Source organism: Actinomadura geliboluensis, assembly GCF_043197915.1.
In the GTDB taxonomy this organism is placed as follows: domain Bacteria; phylum Actinomycetota; class Actinomycetes; order Streptosporangiales; family Streptosporangiaceae; genus Spirillospora; species Spirillospora geliboluensis.
In genome coordinates this window covers 595716-609795 of the sequence record NZ_JBICUA010000001.1, presented here as the reverse complement: position 1 = coordinate 609795, position 14080 = coordinate 595716, and the positions used below count along the sequence as shown (strand labels likewise).

The 14080-nt window shown below is 74.8% G+C and carries 16 protein-coding genes; 9 read left to right on the top strand and 7 right to left on the bottom strand.

Translation table 11 applies throughout. The features are described 5' to 3' along the window. The first annotated feature begins 45 nt into the window (after positions 1–45). A complete protein-coding gene (locus ACGFI1_RS02870; protein ID WP_387070247.1) occupies positions 46–1143 on the top strand; it encodes a baeRF3 domain-containing protein in 1098 nt (365 codons plus the stop codon). Between the two features lie 4 nt (positions 1144–1147). Here ACGFI1_RS02870 and ACGFI1_RS02865 read toward each other — a convergent pair whose 3' ends face one another. After that, positions 1148–2875, bottom strand: a complete 1728-nt coding sequence (locus ACGFI1_RS02865) for a hypothetical protein (protein WP_392782298.1) — start codon at positions 2873–2875, stop codon at positions 1148–1150. 101 nt (positions 2876–2976) lie between these two features. Between ACGFI1_RS02865 and ACGFI1_RS02860 the strand changes: the two genes are divergently transcribed. The 3 genes from ACGFI1_RS02860 to ACGFI1_RS02850 are packed head-to-tail and all read left to right on the top strand — an operon-like array spanning position 2977 to position 5629. Then, complete coding sequence (locus ACGFI1_RS02860) at positions 2977–3651, top strand: response regulator transcription factor (protein ID WP_138638792.1); 675 nt, start codon at positions 2977–2979, stop codon at positions 3649–3651. Beyond that, a complete protein-coding gene (locus ACGFI1_RS02855; RefSeq protein ID WP_386866799.1) occupies positions 3648–5105 on the top strand; it encodes an ATP-binding protein in 1458 nt (485 codons plus the stop codon). Before ACGFI1_RS02860 ends, ACGFI1_RS02855 begins: the two co-directional genes overlap by 4 nt. After that, positions 5102–5629 (top strand): hypothetical protein, encoded by a 528-nt coding sequence (locus ACGFI1_RS02850; RefSeq protein ID WP_392782294.1) that lies wholly within the window; start codon positions 5102–5104, stop codon positions 5627–5629. Before ACGFI1_RS02855 ends, ACGFI1_RS02850 begins: the two co-directional genes overlap by 4 nt. On the opposite strand, the gene ACGFI1_RS02845 is transcribed toward ACGFI1_RS02850, so the two are convergent. The 4 genes from ACGFI1_RS02845 to map form a co-directional block, all read right to left on the bottom strand. Continuing rightward, complete coding sequence (locus ACGFI1_RS02845) at positions 5630–6346, bottom strand: metal-dependent hydrolase (RefSeq protein ID WP_386866795.1); 717 nt, start codon at positions 6344–6346, stop codon at positions 5630–5632. Positions 6347–6537: 191 nt separating this feature from the next. Next, on the bottom strand, positions 6538–7623 hold the full coding sequence (locus ACGFI1_RS02840; protein ID WP_392782291.1) for a DNA polymerase ligase N-terminal domain-containing protein: 1086 nt from the start codon (positions 7621–7623) through the stop codon (positions 6538–6540). A 19-nt stretch (positions 7624–7642) separates the two neighbouring features. Then, positions 7643–8332 carry a ComEA family DNA-binding protein gene (locus tag ACGFI1_RS02835; RefSeq protein ID WP_392782288.1) on the bottom strand — a complete coding sequence of 230 codons (690 nt, stop codon included), beginning with the start codon at positions 8330–8332 and terminating at the stop codon, positions 7643–7645. A gap of 56 nt (positions 8333–8388) precedes the next feature. Then, positions 8389–9240: a type I methionyl aminopeptidase gene (gene map / locus ACGFI1_RS02830; RefSeq protein ID WP_364553846.1), complete on the bottom strand. Its 852-nt coding sequence runs from the start codon at positions 9238–9240 to the stop codon at positions 8389–8391. Positions 9241–9301: 61 nt separating this feature from the next. Between map and ACGFI1_RS02825 the strand changes: the two genes are divergently transcribed. Next, complete coding sequence (locus ACGFI1_RS02825; RefSeq protein ID WP_138638786.1) at positions 9302–9481, top strand: hypothetical protein; 180 nt, start codon at positions 9302–9304, stop codon at positions 9479–9481. A gap of 27 nt (positions 9482–9508) precedes the next feature. Here ACGFI1_RS02825 and ACGFI1_RS02820 read toward each other — a convergent pair whose 3' ends face one another. Next, on the bottom strand, positions 9509–10105 hold the full coding sequence (locus tag ACGFI1_RS02820) for a hypothetical protein (protein WP_392782283.1): 597 nt from the start codon (positions 10103–10105) through the stop codon (positions 9509–9511). A gap of 92 nt (positions 10106–10197) precedes the next feature. On the opposite strand from ACGFI1_RS02820, the gene npdG reads away from it, so the two are divergent. From npdG to ACGFI1_RS02800, 4 genes are all read left to right on the top strand, one after another. Then, positions 10198–10902 (top strand): NADPH-dependent F420 reductase, encoded by a 705-nt coding sequence (gene npdG, locus ACGFI1_RS02815; RefSeq protein WP_386866789.1) that lies wholly within the window; start codon positions 10198–10200, stop codon positions 10900–10902. Between the two features lie 17 nt (positions 10903–10919). Then, positions 10920–12011 carry a potassium channel family protein gene (locus tag ACGFI1_RS02810; protein ID WP_364553840.1) on the top strand — a complete coding sequence of 364 codons (1092 nt, stop codon included), beginning with the start codon at positions 10920–10922 and terminating at the stop codon, positions 12009–12011. A 203-nt stretch (positions 12012–12214) separates the two neighbouring features. Continuing rightward, positions 12215–12385, top strand: coding sequence for a hypothetical protein (locus ACGFI1_RS02805; RefSeq protein WP_171069203.1), 171 nt, complete (start codon positions 12215–12217; stop codon positions 12383–12385). 4 nt (positions 12386–12389) lie between these two features. Then, positions 12390–13133 (top strand): hypothetical protein, encoded by a 744-nt coding sequence (locus ACGFI1_RS02800; RefSeq protein WP_392782280.1) that lies wholly within the window; start codon positions 12390–12392, stop codon positions 13131–13133. Positions 13134–13159: 26 nt separating this feature from the next. Here ACGFI1_RS02800 and panB read toward each other — a convergent pair whose 3' ends face one another. After that, positions 13160–14011, bottom strand: a complete 852-nt coding sequence (gene panB, locus ACGFI1_RS02795) for a 3-methyl-2-oxobutanoate hydroxymethyltransferase (protein ID WP_138638783.1) — start codon at positions 14009–14011, stop codon at positions 13160–13162. Between the last annotated feature and the right edge of the window lie 69 nt (positions 14012–14080).

The following is a 14080-nucleotide window of genomic DNA, read 5'->3' as shown; positions in this document are numbered from 1 at the left end:
CTAGAAAAGAGACATAAACGAACAAGGCCGACCGATCGGGGGATCATGGACGCCGTTACCCTGTCCGAGCTGCGCAAGCCGCGGGCCTACCCGGCGGTGTCGGTGCTGATGCCGACGCACCGCTCCGTCCCGGACAACCGCCAGGACCCGATCCGACTGCGCAACCTGCTGGCCGAGGTCCGGCGGCGGCTGCACGACGACGTCCGGGTCACGCCCGAGGCCGCCGACCATGTCGTGCGGGGGCTGGAGCGGGCGGCGGACGAGGTCGACCTGCGGCACGCCGCCGACGGGCTCGTGCTGTTCGCCGCGCCCGACGGGGAGCACCACTCCTTCGCGATCGGCCAGCACGTGGACGAGCGCGTCGTCGTGGACACCGGGTTCGCCACCCGCGACCTCGTCGCCGCCTACACCCGCACCCCGCGCTACTGGCTGCTGTCGCTGTCGGACCAGCGGACCCGGCTGTGGGACGGCCGCGGCGAGGAGCTGACCGAGCGCACCGGCGGCGGCTTCCCGGTCGAGCCGGAGCCGATCGACGAGGCCGGCTCCGGGCGGCTGGCGCGGCGCGCCGCGCAGGGCGGGGACGGCGAGCGGCAGCGCCGCACCATGCGGGACGTGGTGGCCGCGCTCGACCGCGTCCTGGCCCGGGACCGGCGCCCGCTGATCGTCGCCGGCGTCACCCGCCACCAGGCGTTCTTCGACGAGGTGGCCGGGCCGCACATCACCGTGGCGGGCCGCGTCGACGGCAGCTTCGAGGGCGCGGCGCCGAGCGTGCTCGCCGAGGCGGCGCGCCCGGCGCTCGCCGCCTACGAGGACCTCCGCGAGGTCGGCGTGCTGGCGGAGCTGGAGGCCGCGCGCAGCATCCAGCGCTACGCGGGCGGGCTCTGCGAGGTCACGCCGCTCGCCGAGGAGGGGCGCGGCGAGCACCTCGTCGTCGAGCGCGGCTACTACGCGCCGGCGGTGAAGGCCCGCGGCGAGATCGTCCCGGTGGACGGCATGCCCGGCGTCCTCAGGGGCGCGGACGTCGTCGACGACGCCGTGGACGACGTCATCGAGACGGTGCTGGAGTACGGCGGCGAGGTGACGTTCGTCTCGGACGGCTTCCTCGTCGACCACGGCCGCATCGCGCTGGTGACCCGCTACTGAGCCGCTACCGAGCCGCCGGGCAGGACGGGTCGTGCCAGAGCACCCAGCCGACCGACCAGTCCTCCCGGGCGTAGTGCCGCCAGCCCGCCGGGTGCCCCGGCCATGACGCGGCCGGGGACGTCCCGTCCGGCAGGGAGACCACGACCGTGCACACGCCGGGCGCGGGCGGGCGGCCGTCGCGGACGTCGGTCCGGCCGACGCGCGTCCACCAGACCGGGTACATGAGCTTGGTCCTGACCGCCCAGTGGACGGCCGCGTCCGCGACGACCCCGCCGGCCTGCGGGCCGGGGACCGGCGAGGCGGGCCGGACGCGCTCGGGCGAGGGCCCCATGGCGAACGTCATCGCGGCCAGGCTCGTCGCGGCCAGGGCGGCGGCCATCAGCGGCGCCCGCCGCAGCCGGGACAGGACGGCGAGCGCGCAGAGCAGCCCGACCGCGGTGAGCGACGCCTCCCGCAGATGGAGCGCGGTGCGGTCGTCGGCGAGGAACATGATCTCGGGGAAGTCGAACCCGATGAACGTGTGGGTGCGGAGCCGCTCGCCCGCGTAGGCGGTGACGCAGAGCCCCGCGGCGGCGAGGACGAGGGCGGATGACGCCGCCAGCCCGAGGGCCCGGCGGGCGCCCGACCGTAGCAGCGCCGCCGCTCCGGCCAGCGCGTACACCAGGGCCACGCACGCCAGGTACCGGCCGTAGGCGAAGTTGCCGACCCGGTGCTCGTCCGGCAGCGCCGCCGACGACGCGTAGGCGATCCCGAACGTGGCGGCGAGCAGCACGCCCGCCATGATCCGGTCGGCCGCCGGGGTGCGCCGCCGCACGAGCGCCGCCGCCACGACGGCGAGCCCCACTCCGGCCAGCCCCCAGGTGGAGGCGACCAGGTACCAGACCTGCCCGACGGCCCCCGACAGCGCCCACGCCTGCCCGGCGGCCGTGGTCAGCCGGGTCTCGATGTTGCCGGCCAGGTCCCGGACGCCGCCGGGGTACAGCGCCGCCTCCAGCCGCGCGTTCAGCGCGGCCCCGAGGGCGTACCCGGCGGCGGCCGCGCCGCCCCCGGCCAGGGCCCCGCGCCACCGCCGCCCGCTCACCGCGATGACGGCCAGCGCCAGGACATGGACGAGCAGGACGATCGTCCCGCGCGAGTGGACGGCCGCCATGGAGGCCGCGGCCAGGCTCGCGAGCACCGCGCCGCCCGCACCGCCCGTGCGGGCGAAGCGGTCGAGCGCCAGCAGCCACGCCAGCACGAGCACCGGCAGGACGGCGTCCGCGAGCGCGAAGGCGCCGAAGAAGGTCCCGGCGGGCAGCAGCGCCGCCGCGAACGCCGCCGGGAGCGCGGCGCGGCGGCCCAGCCCGAACCGCCGCGCCGCCGCGTACCCGAGCGGGAACAGCGCCGCGCCGATCACCGCGTTGATCACCATGACGGCCGTGTAGACCGTGGACGGGTCGTGCGACAGCCAGTGGGCGGGCGTGAGCAGCAGCGCGTAGCCGCCCTGGTAGAAGGTGTTGCCGGACAGGTCGGCGCCGGGACCGCCGGCCAGCCACCGGGCCGCGACGAGGTAGCCGGTCTCGTCGGGGTTCGCGACGGGCCCGGTCCGGGCGCGGGCGAACCACAGCCGGACCGCCGCTTGCGCGAGCACGCCCGCGACGAGCAGCCAGGGCAGCGCGCGGGGACGGCGGCGGCCGGGCGCGGGCGGTGCGGCCGGGACGGGGGGCCGGGACCGGGCGGTCGTGGCGATCATGGACCCCACCGTCCCGGCGGCCCGTCATGGTCCCGTGCCGGTGATGTCCGGATCTCGTGACACGCGGCGCTGAATGATCAGCTGTGGCCGATACTGTGCTGGTGGCGAGCATTCTGTTCATCGAGGATGATCCGTCCGCGCGGACGGCCCTGGAGCTGGCGCTGACCCGCCAGGGGCACGGGGTCACCTCCCGGGCCACCGGCGAGGACGGCCTGGCGGCGCTGCGGTCGCGGCGCCCCGAGATCGCGATCCTGGACGTGATGCTCCCCGGCATCGACGGGATCGAGGTGTGCCGCCGCATCCGCCGCGAGGACTCGCTGCCGGTGATCCTGCTGACCGCCCGCGGCGACGACCTCGACATCGTGCTCGGCCTGGAGGCGGGCGCCGACGACTACGTGGTGAAGCCCGTCGAGCCGCGCGTCCTGGACGCCCGCATCCGGGCCGTCCTGCGGCGCGCCGACCAGACCCGCACCGACCGCTCCGTCTACGGCGACCTCGTCATCGACCGGCTGTCGCTGAAGGTGACCAAGGGCGGCGCCGACCTGCGCCTCACCCCGACCGAGCTGCGGCTGCTGCTGGAGCTGACCCGCCGGCCGGGGCAGGCCCTCACCCGGCAGCACCTGCTCGCCGAGGTGTGGGAGCACACCTACCCGGGCGACTCCCGGCTCGTGGACGCCTGCGTGCAGCGCGTCCGCGCCAAGATCGAGGACGAGCCCGCCGAGCCGCGGCTGATCGAGACGGTCCGGGGGTTCGGCTACCGGTTCACCGCGCCGTGACGCGCCGCCGGCTCACCGGGCTGCGGATGCGGCTCGCCGCCGCGTTCACGGCCGTCGCGCTGCTGGCGTCCGTGCTCGCGTCCGGCATCTCCTACGTGCTGATGCGGCGGATGATGCTGCAGCGCGCCCAGGCCGCGGTGCTCTCCGACGTCCGCGGCACCCTGTCCCAGCAGGTCCCGGTCAGCCTGCCGCCCGACTCGGCGCCGCTGGTCGGCGCGGCCCTGGAGGAGGCGCTCGGCGCGGCCCCCGGCCGCAGGGCGGCCGCGGTGCCGGTGCCGCTGATCGGCGGCGAGACCGGCGTCCCGCCGCCCGGCGCGCTGGACGTCCCGGTGACCCGGGAGTTCGCCCGGCGCGCGCTGCACGGCGTGGTCTTCCAGCGCGTGTACCGGCACGGCACGCCCTACCTGCTCGTCGGGGCCCGCGTCACCGGCTACGCGACCACGGCGGACGAGCCGTGGCGGACGACGCCGCCGATGGTGTACGTCTCGGCGAGCCTGCACCGCGAGGCCGCCGACCTTCGGCTGTTCACCCGCGTGCTGCTGATCGCGGACGCCGCCGCGCTGGCGGCGGCGCTCGGCCTCGCGCTGCTGGCCACCCGGGGCGTGCTGGGCCCGGTCCGCCGCCTCGGCGCCGCCGCCCGCGCGCTCGGCACGGGCGAGCTCGGCACCCGCGTCCGGGTGGACGGCCGGGACGAGCTCGCCGACCTCGCCCGCACGTTCAACGGCACGGCGGCGGCCCTGGAGCGGACGGTCACCGAGCTGCGCGCGATGGAGGCCGCGTCCCGCCGGTTCGTCGCGGACGTCTCGCACGAGCTGCGCACCCCGCTCACCTCGATGGTCGCGATGACCGGCGTGCTGGCCGAGGAGGCGGCGGACGCGCCGGACGGCGGCGGCGCGGCGCGGCTCGTCGCGGCCGAGACGCGGCGGCTCGGCGCGCTGGTGGAGAACCTGATCGAGATCAGCCGGTTCGACGCGGGCGCCGCCGCGCTCGTCCTCGACGACGTCAACGTGGCCGCCGCGGTCGGCGCCGCCCTCGCGGCGCGCGGCTGGCGGGACGAGGTGGCGGTCGAGGGCCCCGCCGACCTGTTCGTCCGGCTGGACCCGCGGCGCTTCGACGTGATCGTCGCCAACCTCGCCGGGAACGCCCTCAAGCACGGGCGACCGCCCGTCACGCTGCGCTTCGAGCGCGCCGCAGGCGAGCCCGGCGGCGGCGTGCGGGTCGTGGTCGCCGACCGCGGTCCCGGTCTCCCCGGCGACCTGCTCGCCGTGGTCTTCGACCGCTTCACCAAGGCCGAGGCGGCGCGCTCGCGCAGCGAGGGCAGCGGCCTCGGCCTCTCGATCGCCAGGGAGAACGCCCTGCTGCACGGCGGGACGCTGGACGCCGCGAACGGGCCGGACGGCGGGGCGGTGTTCACGCTGTGGCTGCCGGACGGCGAGGGGGAGGAGCCCGCATGAGACGGCCGCACCGGATGCCGCGCGTGCTCGCGGCGGCGGCGGCCTGCGCCGCCCTGGCCGGCTGCGGGATCAGACCGACCGGGATCGTCCGGGCGGGCGGGTTGCCGTCCGCCGGCGCCTACCCCGCCACGGTCACCGTGTACCTCGTCCACGGCGACCGGCTGAGGTCCGTGACGCGGCCCGGCCTGCCCGGCCGGCCGCATCTGGGCCTGGAGCAGCTGAACGTGCCGCCGACGACGCGGGAGCGCGCCATGGGGCTGCGCACCGAGGTCGACACGCCGCTGGAGGCGTACGCTGTCGTCGACGCGTCCGGCCCGGTGGTGGGGCGCTCGCTGATGGTCGTCCGGCCGGCCGACGGCCAGCCGCGCTCGATGGGCTGGTCGCGGATCGCGATGGCCCAGATCGCCTGCACCGCGCAGGCCGTCCCGGGCATCGAGGGCGTCAGCCTGTGGGGCGCCCCGAACCGGGACGGGGCGGCGTGGGCGCCGGTGACCTGCGACCGGTTCGCCGACCTGCTCGAATGATCAGTTGCGGGTCAGCCACTCGGTGGTGGCCTCGCCGAGGACCGAGCGGACGGCGAGGACGGCGATGCCGAGGGTGAGGACGGGCATCACGACCCAGCGCTCCACCTTGCCGTCCGTCCGCGGGACGAGCGGGACGTCGATCCGCCACGGCAGCGGCCAGAACACCGGGCAGCCGCGCGGTGTCAGGCAGTCGCCGACCACGTGCGCGAAGCAGCCGAGCGCGACCGCGAACCCGACGAAGCTCATATCGATCTTGTGCATCAGCCAGACGGCGACGAGGGCGAGCGCGCAGTCGGCGAGCGCCGACTGCGGCTCCTTGCCCTCGAAGTCCAGCCCGACGCCGCGCAGGCCCAGCCCGACGATCATGAAGAGGCAGGCCCACCAGGCGTAGACGTAGTGGGTGGCGAGGGTGTCCATCGCCCAGCCCATGCCGACCGCGAACAGGATCGAGTGGGTGGCGTGCCGGTGCCCGCCCGAGATCTTCCCGATCCACTTGCACATGTGGTGGGTGATGGGGCCGAACGTGTTGGCGATGCGGCCGTTGTGGTGGTCGATGTCCGGCAGGATCGCCGCGCCCGCGCACACCACGGCGCCCGCGGCGACCTGCTCCACCGACAGCGACACCGCGTGGCCGCCGAGGAGCGGCTCGTAACCGAGCACCGGGACGGCGGCCAGCCACGCCAGCGCGCCGCTCAGGGCGTGCGTCTTGCCCATCATGTGCCGTTCCCCGCCTTCCAGACCGTCCCCACCGCCCGTACTCAGGGCGGGACTCTAACCGGCACCTGATCGTTTTCAGTGGCGACGCGCCGTAGCGGGCGCTACGTCCCTTTGATGCGAAACACGGGGCTTCGGTTCCCCGCGGTCCGGCGGTGGATCACGGTCGCGTACCGAGGCGGGGCGCGGTCCGGTCAGACCGGGATGAAGCGCCAGGCATCAGACTCCTCGCCCGGCTCGTACGGGGCGTCCAGGCGCTTGGCGAGCACCCCCGGCAGGCCCTGGTCGCGCGCCGCCGCCGCGACGGCGTCGCCGTCACCGGGGAACCAGGGCGCCGTCTGCCACGTCGGCCCCGACAGCCCGAGGCCGTCGAGCCGCTCGCGCCGCTCCCGGTACGGGACGTCCAGCAGCGGACGCCCGTCCAGGTGGAGCACGTCGTAGAGCATGTACATCTCGCGGCCCTCCAGGACGGCCAGCTCCCCGTCCAGCACCGCGCGCCGGGAGCCGAGCTCGGCGCCGAGCCGGGAGCCGAGCCCGCCCGGGCCGTCCACGGCGCGGCCCCGCCCGTCGGTGAACCGGGTCCGCCCGCCCTCGACGTAGGCGGCCAGCCGCCGGCCGCCCCACCCGAACTCGAAGCCCCACGCGTCCTGGTCGCGGGGCAGCCGCGCCCGCTCCGCCGGGCGCATCGGGCGCAGCGACTCCGGCAGCGGCTCGGCGTCCGGGTCGGCCGGCGGGTCCATCCGGTGGATCATCCAGTTCTTCCCGCGCGTCCGGAACAGCACGTACCGGCCGGAGACCCGCGCGCCGTGGATGACGATCTTCACCTCGCGCTCGGACCACTTCTCCGTCTCGTACGTCCCGCGGTCCCAGACGGTCATCGTCCCGGCGCCGTACTCGCCGCGCGGGATCTCGCCCTCGAACGTCGCGTACTCCAGGGGATGGTCCTCGGTGTGCACGGCCAGGTGGTTCGTGTCCGGGCTCCACGGCAGGCCCTTCGGGACGGCCCACGACACCAGCACGCCGTCGCGTTCGAGCCGCAGGTCCCAGTGCAGGCTGGTCGCGTGGTGCTCCTGGACGACGAACGTGTCGTCGTTCCCGCGCGGCACGGCCGCGTCCGCGGGCACGGGCTCCGGTGTGCGTCCCGGATCGCGCTTGCCCCGGTACTCGGCGAGCTTGTCGCCGCTCTTCGCGTCCTTGCCGTCGTCGCCGGTCTTCTTGCGGCGGGCGCTCCTGTCCGAGGCGGCCCGCTCCTTCGGGGGCGTGTCCTTCTTCGGGGTCACGCCGGGGACATACCCGAGATCAGCGGATGAAGACGGCGTAGTCGGCGACGTCGCCCGTCAGGTCGGGCGGCAGCCCCGCGACGGCGGCCAGTTCCTCGGCGGACATGAACCCGCCCGCCTCCGCCCGCACCCGCGTGATCTGCGCCGCGAGCTCCGGGGTGATGCCGGGCAGCAGCGTCAGCGCCTCGGCGGGGGCGTGGTTGACGTCGACGAGCCCGCCGTCGTTGTACTGGCGCGGCAGGTCGGGCCGCCCGATCCGCAGCTCCTTGGCGAGCCCCGGGTCGGCCGCGGCCAGCTCCCGCGCCTTCTCCCGCAGCAGCCGGCGGCGCTTGACCTGCTCCACCACGGCCTCGTTGTCGACGCCCGACAGGCCGTGCGGGTCGAACACCCGCCGCCGGATCAGGAACGCGTGCCCGCAGCCCACCACCGCGAGCACGAACAGCAGCACGCCGACCAGGCGCTCGGCGCCCTCTTCCCTGCCGATGTCGGGGAGCAGGAACATCGCCAGCGCGAACACCCCGAGGTAGGCGGCCGTGGACACCATCAGGTGCGCGCTGCGCCGCCACAGCGCCGCCGCCGCGAACGTGAACGGCGTGGCGTAGCCGAGGGTCAGGAACGGCAGCGCCGCCCACGTCACGCTCAGCGCCGCCCGCCCCGGAGGCATGCTGTCGGACGGAACCCTCGGCTCGTACGGCGCTGGGGCGTTCATCCAGAAATTCTCCCGGCCGGCTGGGCGCTGTATCGGACTCTAGATCAAGGGAACCGTCACGGGAGGGTGAGGATTTCGTGGCCGTCATCGGTCACCAGCAGCGTGTGCTCGAACTGCGCGGTGCGCTTGCGGTCCTTGGTGACGACCGTCCAGCCGTCCGGCCAGATGTCGTAGTCGTGGGTGCCGAGCGTCAGCATCGGCTCGACCGTGAACGTCATCCCCGGCTCGATGATCGTCGTCGCGGCGGGGTCGTCGTAGTGCGGGACGACCAGGCCCGAGTGGAAGGTCGTGCCGATCCCGTGCCCGGTGAAGTCGCGGACGACCCCGTACCCGAACCGCTTGGCGTACGACTCGATGACCCGCCCGATCACGTTCAGCGCCCGCCCCGGCTTGACCGCGCGGATGCCGCGCATCGTCGCCTCGCGGGTGCGCTCCACCAGCAGCCGCGACTCCTCGTCGACGTCGCCGCACAGGAACGTCGCGTCGGTGTCGCCGTGCACGCCGTCGATGTAGGCGGTGATGTCGATGTTGACGATGTCGCCGTCGCGCAGGACCGTGTCGTCCGGGATGCCGTGGCAGATCACCTCGTTGATCGAGGTGCACAGCGACTTCGGGAACCCGCGGTAGCCCAGCGTCGACGGGTAGGCGCCGTGGTCCAGCAGGAACTCGTGGCCGATGCGGTCGAGTTCGTCGGTGGTGACGCCCGGCTTGATGTGCGCGCCGACCTCCGCCAGCGCCTGCGCCGCGATCTTCCCCGCCACCCGCATCCGCTCGATGATCTCGGGGGTCTTGACGTCCGGCTCCCCGGTCTTCGGCCGCTTCTTCCCCACGTACTCCGGGCGCGGAATGGCCGACGGGACCTTCCGCATCGGTGAAACGGTGCCGGGCCGGAGCAGCTGGGTCGTCATAGTGATGGAGTGTAGTCAGCGGGATCGCGGCAACGAATCCCGCAGAGCGAGAGGAGCGCCGATGGCCGACGACGACGGTGACTGGTGGTTCTGCCTGAAGCACATGAAGCCCGAGCACGGGCCTGGGTGCCCCGGCAAGGACCGGATGGGGCCGTACAGGTCCGAGGGCGAGGCCGCGAACGCCATGGAGCTCGCCCGCGAGCGCAACGAGTCCTGGCGCCGCCAGGAGCCCGACGACTGATCAGCCCACGGGTCACTCCACGACGGGTCAGTCCACGACGGGCCCGGAGACCGCGTCGAGGAGCCTGGCGAGCCGGACGCGGAGCCCGCGGGGCGTCCGCGCCGGCTCCCGCCCGGCCGCCGCGCTGACGAGGTGCTGCGCCCCGTCGAACGACATCAGCGCCTCGTCCGGCGGGACGGTCAGCGCCTCGTGCGCGAGGCCCCGCAGCTCCCGGTCGCCGCCCTCCAGCGCCAGCACGGTCGCGCCGGTGCGGCGGGCGTCGTCGACCCGCTCCAGCAGCGGGACGGGCGCCTCCTCCTCGGCGACGACGAACAGCGTCTCGCCGCGCCGCGCCGCCTCCAGCCGCTCCAGGCCGACCCGCAGGTGCGGGGGCGCGTCCGCGGGCGGCGTCCAGCGGACCAGCGTCGGCGCCAGGCCGGGGACGCCGCCGAGCCTGCTCTCGTCGTCCAGGTGCGCGGCCAGGTGCCACGGGTCGCCGGCGGGCGTGCCGACCAGCAGCAGCCCGCCCGGCGTGCGGGAGGTGACCCGCAGCGCCCGGCCGAACTCCTCGGTCCGCTCCAGCCAGCCCGTGGCCGACAGGACCTCGCGCAACATGGTGATCTGCTCGGCGTCCACGGGCACCATGGTGCCGCACCCGGCGCCCTGATCAGGCGGTTTTCCGCGAGCCGGGAGCCCTGGCCGCGGCGGCCCGGAGCCGGTTTGGCAGACTCGGCCGCATGACTGAGCAGCAGCAGAAGACGCCCTACGACCTCCCCGACGTCGGCGGCCTGTCGATCGGCATCCTCGGCGGCACCGGTGACCAGGGCAAGGGGCTCGCGCGGCGGTTCGCGCTCGCCGGGCACACGGTGACGATCGGGTCGCGCAGGGCCGAGCGCGCCCAGGCCGCCGCCGACGAGCTGGCCGCCGAGCGCGCCGGCCTGCAAATCTCCGGCGCCGAGAACCCGGTCGCCGCCGGGCGGTCGGACGTCGTGGTCGTCGCCGTCCCGTGGGACGGCCACAAGGCCACGCTGGAGTCGCTGCGCGCCGAGCTGGCCGGCAAGATCGTCGTGGACTGCGTGAACCCGCTCGGCTTCGAGAAGGGCAAGGGCGCGTTCGCGCTGCCGGTCGAGGAGGGCAGCGCCGCCGAGCAGGCCGCCGCCGTGCTCGCCGACAGCCGCGTGGTCGCCGCCTTCCACCACGTCTCCGCCAAGCTGCTGCTCGACCCCGGCGTGGACGAGATGGAGCTGGACGTCCTCGTCCTCGGCAACGACCGCGAGGCCACCGACCTCGTCCAGGCCCTCGCGGGCCGCATCCCCGGCATGCGCGGCGTCTACGGCGGCCGGCTGCACAACGCCCACCAGGTCGAGGCGTTCACCGCCAACCTCATCTCCATGAACCGCCGCTACAAGGCCCACGCGGGACTGCGCATTACCGACGTTTGATCGTTAGGCTCGGTGCGGTGCCGAGTCTGAACGATCCCGAGGCGGCGCGGCGGCCGCTGGTCCTGCTGCCCTCGACGAGGACGGGGCCGCTGCGCGCGGTGGCGACGCGGGTCGGGATCGCGCTGCTGCTCCTGTTCGCCGTGGTCGCCGTCGTCTACGCCGACCGCGGCGGCTACCGCGACAGCGGCGACGGGGAACTGTCGCTGCTGGACGCGTTCTACTACGCCACGGTGACCGTCTCGACCACCGGCTACGGCGACATCACGCCGGTGGGGGACGCGGCCCGGCTCGTCAACATCGTCTTCATCACGCCCGTGCGGGTGCTGTTCCTCATCGTCCTCGTGGGCACGACCCTGGAGGTCCTGGCGGAACGCACCCGCGAGGACTGGCGCAAGTCACGCTGGAGGGCACGCGTGCGCGACCACATCGTGGTGGCCGGCTACGGCACGAAGGGCCGCAGCGCCATCAAGACCCTGCTGAGCACCGGCGTCGACCGCGCGTCGATCGTCGTCGTGGACCCGGACCCGCGCGTGGTCGCGGAGGCCGCGGAGGCCGGGTTCGTGAGCATCGTCGGGGACGCGACGCGCAACTCGGTGCTGAAGCAGGCGGGGGTGCAGCGCGCCCGGGAGATCGTGGTGGCGAGCGCCCGCGACGACACCGCGGTGCTGATCACCCTGACCGCGCGGCAGCTCAACCCGCACGCCGGGATCCAGGCGTCGGTGCGCGAGTCGGAGAACGTCCCGCTGCTGCGGCAGTCGGGCGCCGACCGCGTGGTCACGTCGTCGGAGGCGGCGGGGCGGCTGCTCGGGATGTCCACCAGCCAGCCCGCCGTCAGCGAGGTCATCGAGGACCTCCTCGACCAGGGCAGCGGCCTCGACCTGGTGTCGCGCGAGGTGCGGCCGGACGAGGTCGGCGGCTCGCTCGCCGCCGTGCGCGAGCCGGCGCTCGCGGTCGTCCGGGACGGCCGCACGCTGCCGTTCGACGACCCGCGGTGCACGACCCTGGAGGCCGGCGACCGGCTGATCGTCGCGCGCTCGTCGCCGCGCCCTCGCGCCCGTTCCGCCGAGGAGAGGGGAGCGGACGGCGCCTCCGCTGCGTCCGAACAGTGACATATCATCGGGGTGGCGACAGGCAGGTGGACATGCGAGAGATCCGGTCGGCAGATCCGTGGAGCGCCTTTCTGGCCCCTCCCGGGCGCGCGGGAGCGCGCCGGGAGCCCGGCGCGGCGCCCGCCGCCGAACCCGGTCCGCCCGCCGGGCCGGCCGGTGGAGGGCCCGGTGGAGGGCCCGTCCCCGAGGACTCGTGCCGGCGCGTGCTCGCCCAGTTGAAGGCGGCCGGCGCCCCGCAGTCGCTGGAGCAGCTCCACCACGCGACCCGGCTCGGGCTGCTGGAGGTCGCGGACGCCGTGGACGCGCTGCGCGAGCGCGGCCTGGTCGCCGTGGACCGCGAGATCGACGAGGTCGTCCGGCTGACCGGGGGCTGAGCCGGTGCTCGGATACGCCGTCGCCGTCTCGCTGAGCTGCCTGGTCGGCATCGCCGAGCTGGTCAGCCGCTACCGGGACCGTCCCACCACGCTCGTCCGGGTGCCGAGCACCTGGGCGTACGTGCTGATCAACGGGGGAGCGGGCGCCGGGTCGCTGCTGCTCCTGCACACCTTCGACTGGCGGTTCGGCGTGCAGTCGCCGCAGATCGCCGACGCGACGCAGGTGCTGGTCGCGAGCCTCGGCTCGATGATGGTGTTCCGCAGCGCGGTGTTCACCGTCCGGGTCGGGGACGAGGACGTCGCGGTCGGGCCGAGCACGCTGCTGACCTCGCTGCTCGCCGCCGCCGACCGGGGCGTCGACCGCATGCAGGCCAAGACCCGCGCGCAGGAGGCGGGGGAGATCATGCGCGGCGTCTCGTTCGCGAAGTCGCGGCTGGCGCTGCCGACCTACTGCCTGGGGCTGCTGCAGAACGTCTCCGCCGAGGACCAGGCCGACCTGCGCACCGCCGTGGACGCCCTCGCGGGCAGCGAGATGACCGACGGGCAGATGGCCCTCAACCTGGGGCTGCTGCTGATGAACGTGGCCGGGCCCGACGTGCTGCGCTCCGCCGTGGAGACGCTCCGCGACGAGATCACGGCGGACGGCGCGGCCGCGCGGCTCGTCCCGCCGCCGCGCGAGGCGGAGGCCCGCCAGGCGGGCGGGGGCGCGGCCCGCGTCCGGGCGGCCCGGTCGGACCCCGACGAGTAGGGCGCGACCGGGCCGTCGCGGGACGGTTACCGGTAGGTGTGCTCGGGGGCCGGGAAGACGCCGCCGACGACCTCTTCGGCGTAGCCGCGGGCGGCCTCGCCGAGGAGCGTGTTCAGGTCGGCGAACTTCTTGACGAACTTGGCGGTGTGCGGGGTGAGGCCCGCCATGTCCTGCCAGACGAGCACCTGCGCGTCGGTGCCGCTGCCGCCGCCGATGCCGATCGTCGGGATCGACAGCGACGAGGTGACGCGGGCGGCGAGGTCGGCGGGGACGCATTCGAGGACGACCGCGAACGCGCCGGCGGCCTCCAGGGCCTTCGCGTCCGCCATCAGCTCGTCGCCGTCCTGGCCGCGGCCCTGCACCCGGTAGCCGCCGAAGACGTTCACCGACTGCGGGGTGAGGCCGAGGTGGCCCATGACCGGGATGCCGGCGGAGACGAGCGCCTCGGCCTGCGGGATGACCCGGCGGCCGCCCTCCAGCTTGATCGCGTGCGCGCCCGCCTCCTTCATGAAGCGGGTGGCGGTCGTCAGCGCCTCGCCGACGCCCGTCTGGTACGAGCCGAACGGCAGGTCGGCGACGACCATGGCGCGCTTGGAGCCGCGCACGACGGCCGCGGTCAGCGGGATCAGCTCGTCCACGGTGACGGGGATGGTGGAGTCGTAGCCGTAGACGACCATCGCGGCGGAGTCGCCGACGAGCAGGACGGGGATGCCGGCCTCGTCGAAGACGCGCGCGGTCTGCGCGTCGTACGCGGTGAGCATCGGCCACTTCTCGTGCCGCTCCTTGGCGGCGGCGATGTCGCGTACGGTCACCCTCCGCGTGCTCGTGCCGCCGTAGAGGGCGGTCGGCTGTGCTGGGGGTGCGACGGATGAAGACATGCGAGAACCTCCGGTCTTGAGGCGCCACGGTGGCGTACCCAGACGGAACCGATCGTGCCACTTCGAAAA

Excerpts from the sequence above, each read along its gene's own strand:
- map (WP_364553846.1), bottom strand. The coding sequence starts at position 9,240 with ATGACGACCCAGCTGCTCCGGCCCGGCACCGTTTCACCGATGCGGAAG.
- panB (WP_138638783.1), bottom strand. The coding sequence starts at position 14,011 with ATGTCTTCATCCGTCGCACCCCCAGCACAGCCGACCGCCCTCTACGGC.
- ACGFI1_RS02870 (WP_387070247.1), top strand. The coding sequence starts at position 46 with ATGGACGCCGTTACCCTGTCCGAGCTGCGCAAGCCGCGGGCCTACCCG.
- ACGFI1_RS02835 (WP_392782288.1), bottom strand. The coding sequence starts at position 8,332 with ATGAACGCCCCAGCGCCGTACGAGCCGAGGGTTCCGTCCGACAGCATG.
- ACGFI1_RS02850 (WP_392782294.1), top strand. The coding sequence starts at position 5,102 with ATGAGACGGCCGCACCGGATGCCGCGCGTGCTCGCGGCGGCGGCGGCC.
- ACGFI1_RS02820 (WP_392782283.1), bottom strand. The coding sequence starts at position 10,105 with ATGGTGCCCGTGGACGCCGAGCAGATCACCATGTTGCGCGAGGTCCTG.
- ACGFI1_RS02845 (WP_386866795.1), bottom strand. The coding sequence starts at position 6,346 with ATGATGGGCAAGACGCACGCCCTGAGCGGCGCGCTGGCGTGGCTGGCC.
- ACGFI1_RS02825 (WP_138638786.1), top strand. The coding sequence starts at position 9,302 with ATGGCCGACGACGACGGTGACTGGTGGTTCTGCCTGAAGCACATGAAG.
- ACGFI1_RS02865 (WP_392782298.1), bottom strand. The coding sequence starts at position 2,875 with ATGATCGCCACGACCGCCCGGTCCCGGCCCCCCGTCCCGGCCGCACCG.
- npdG (WP_386866789.1), top strand. The coding sequence starts at position 10,198 with ATGACTGAGCAGCAGCAGAAGACGCCCTACGACCTCCCCGACGTCGGC.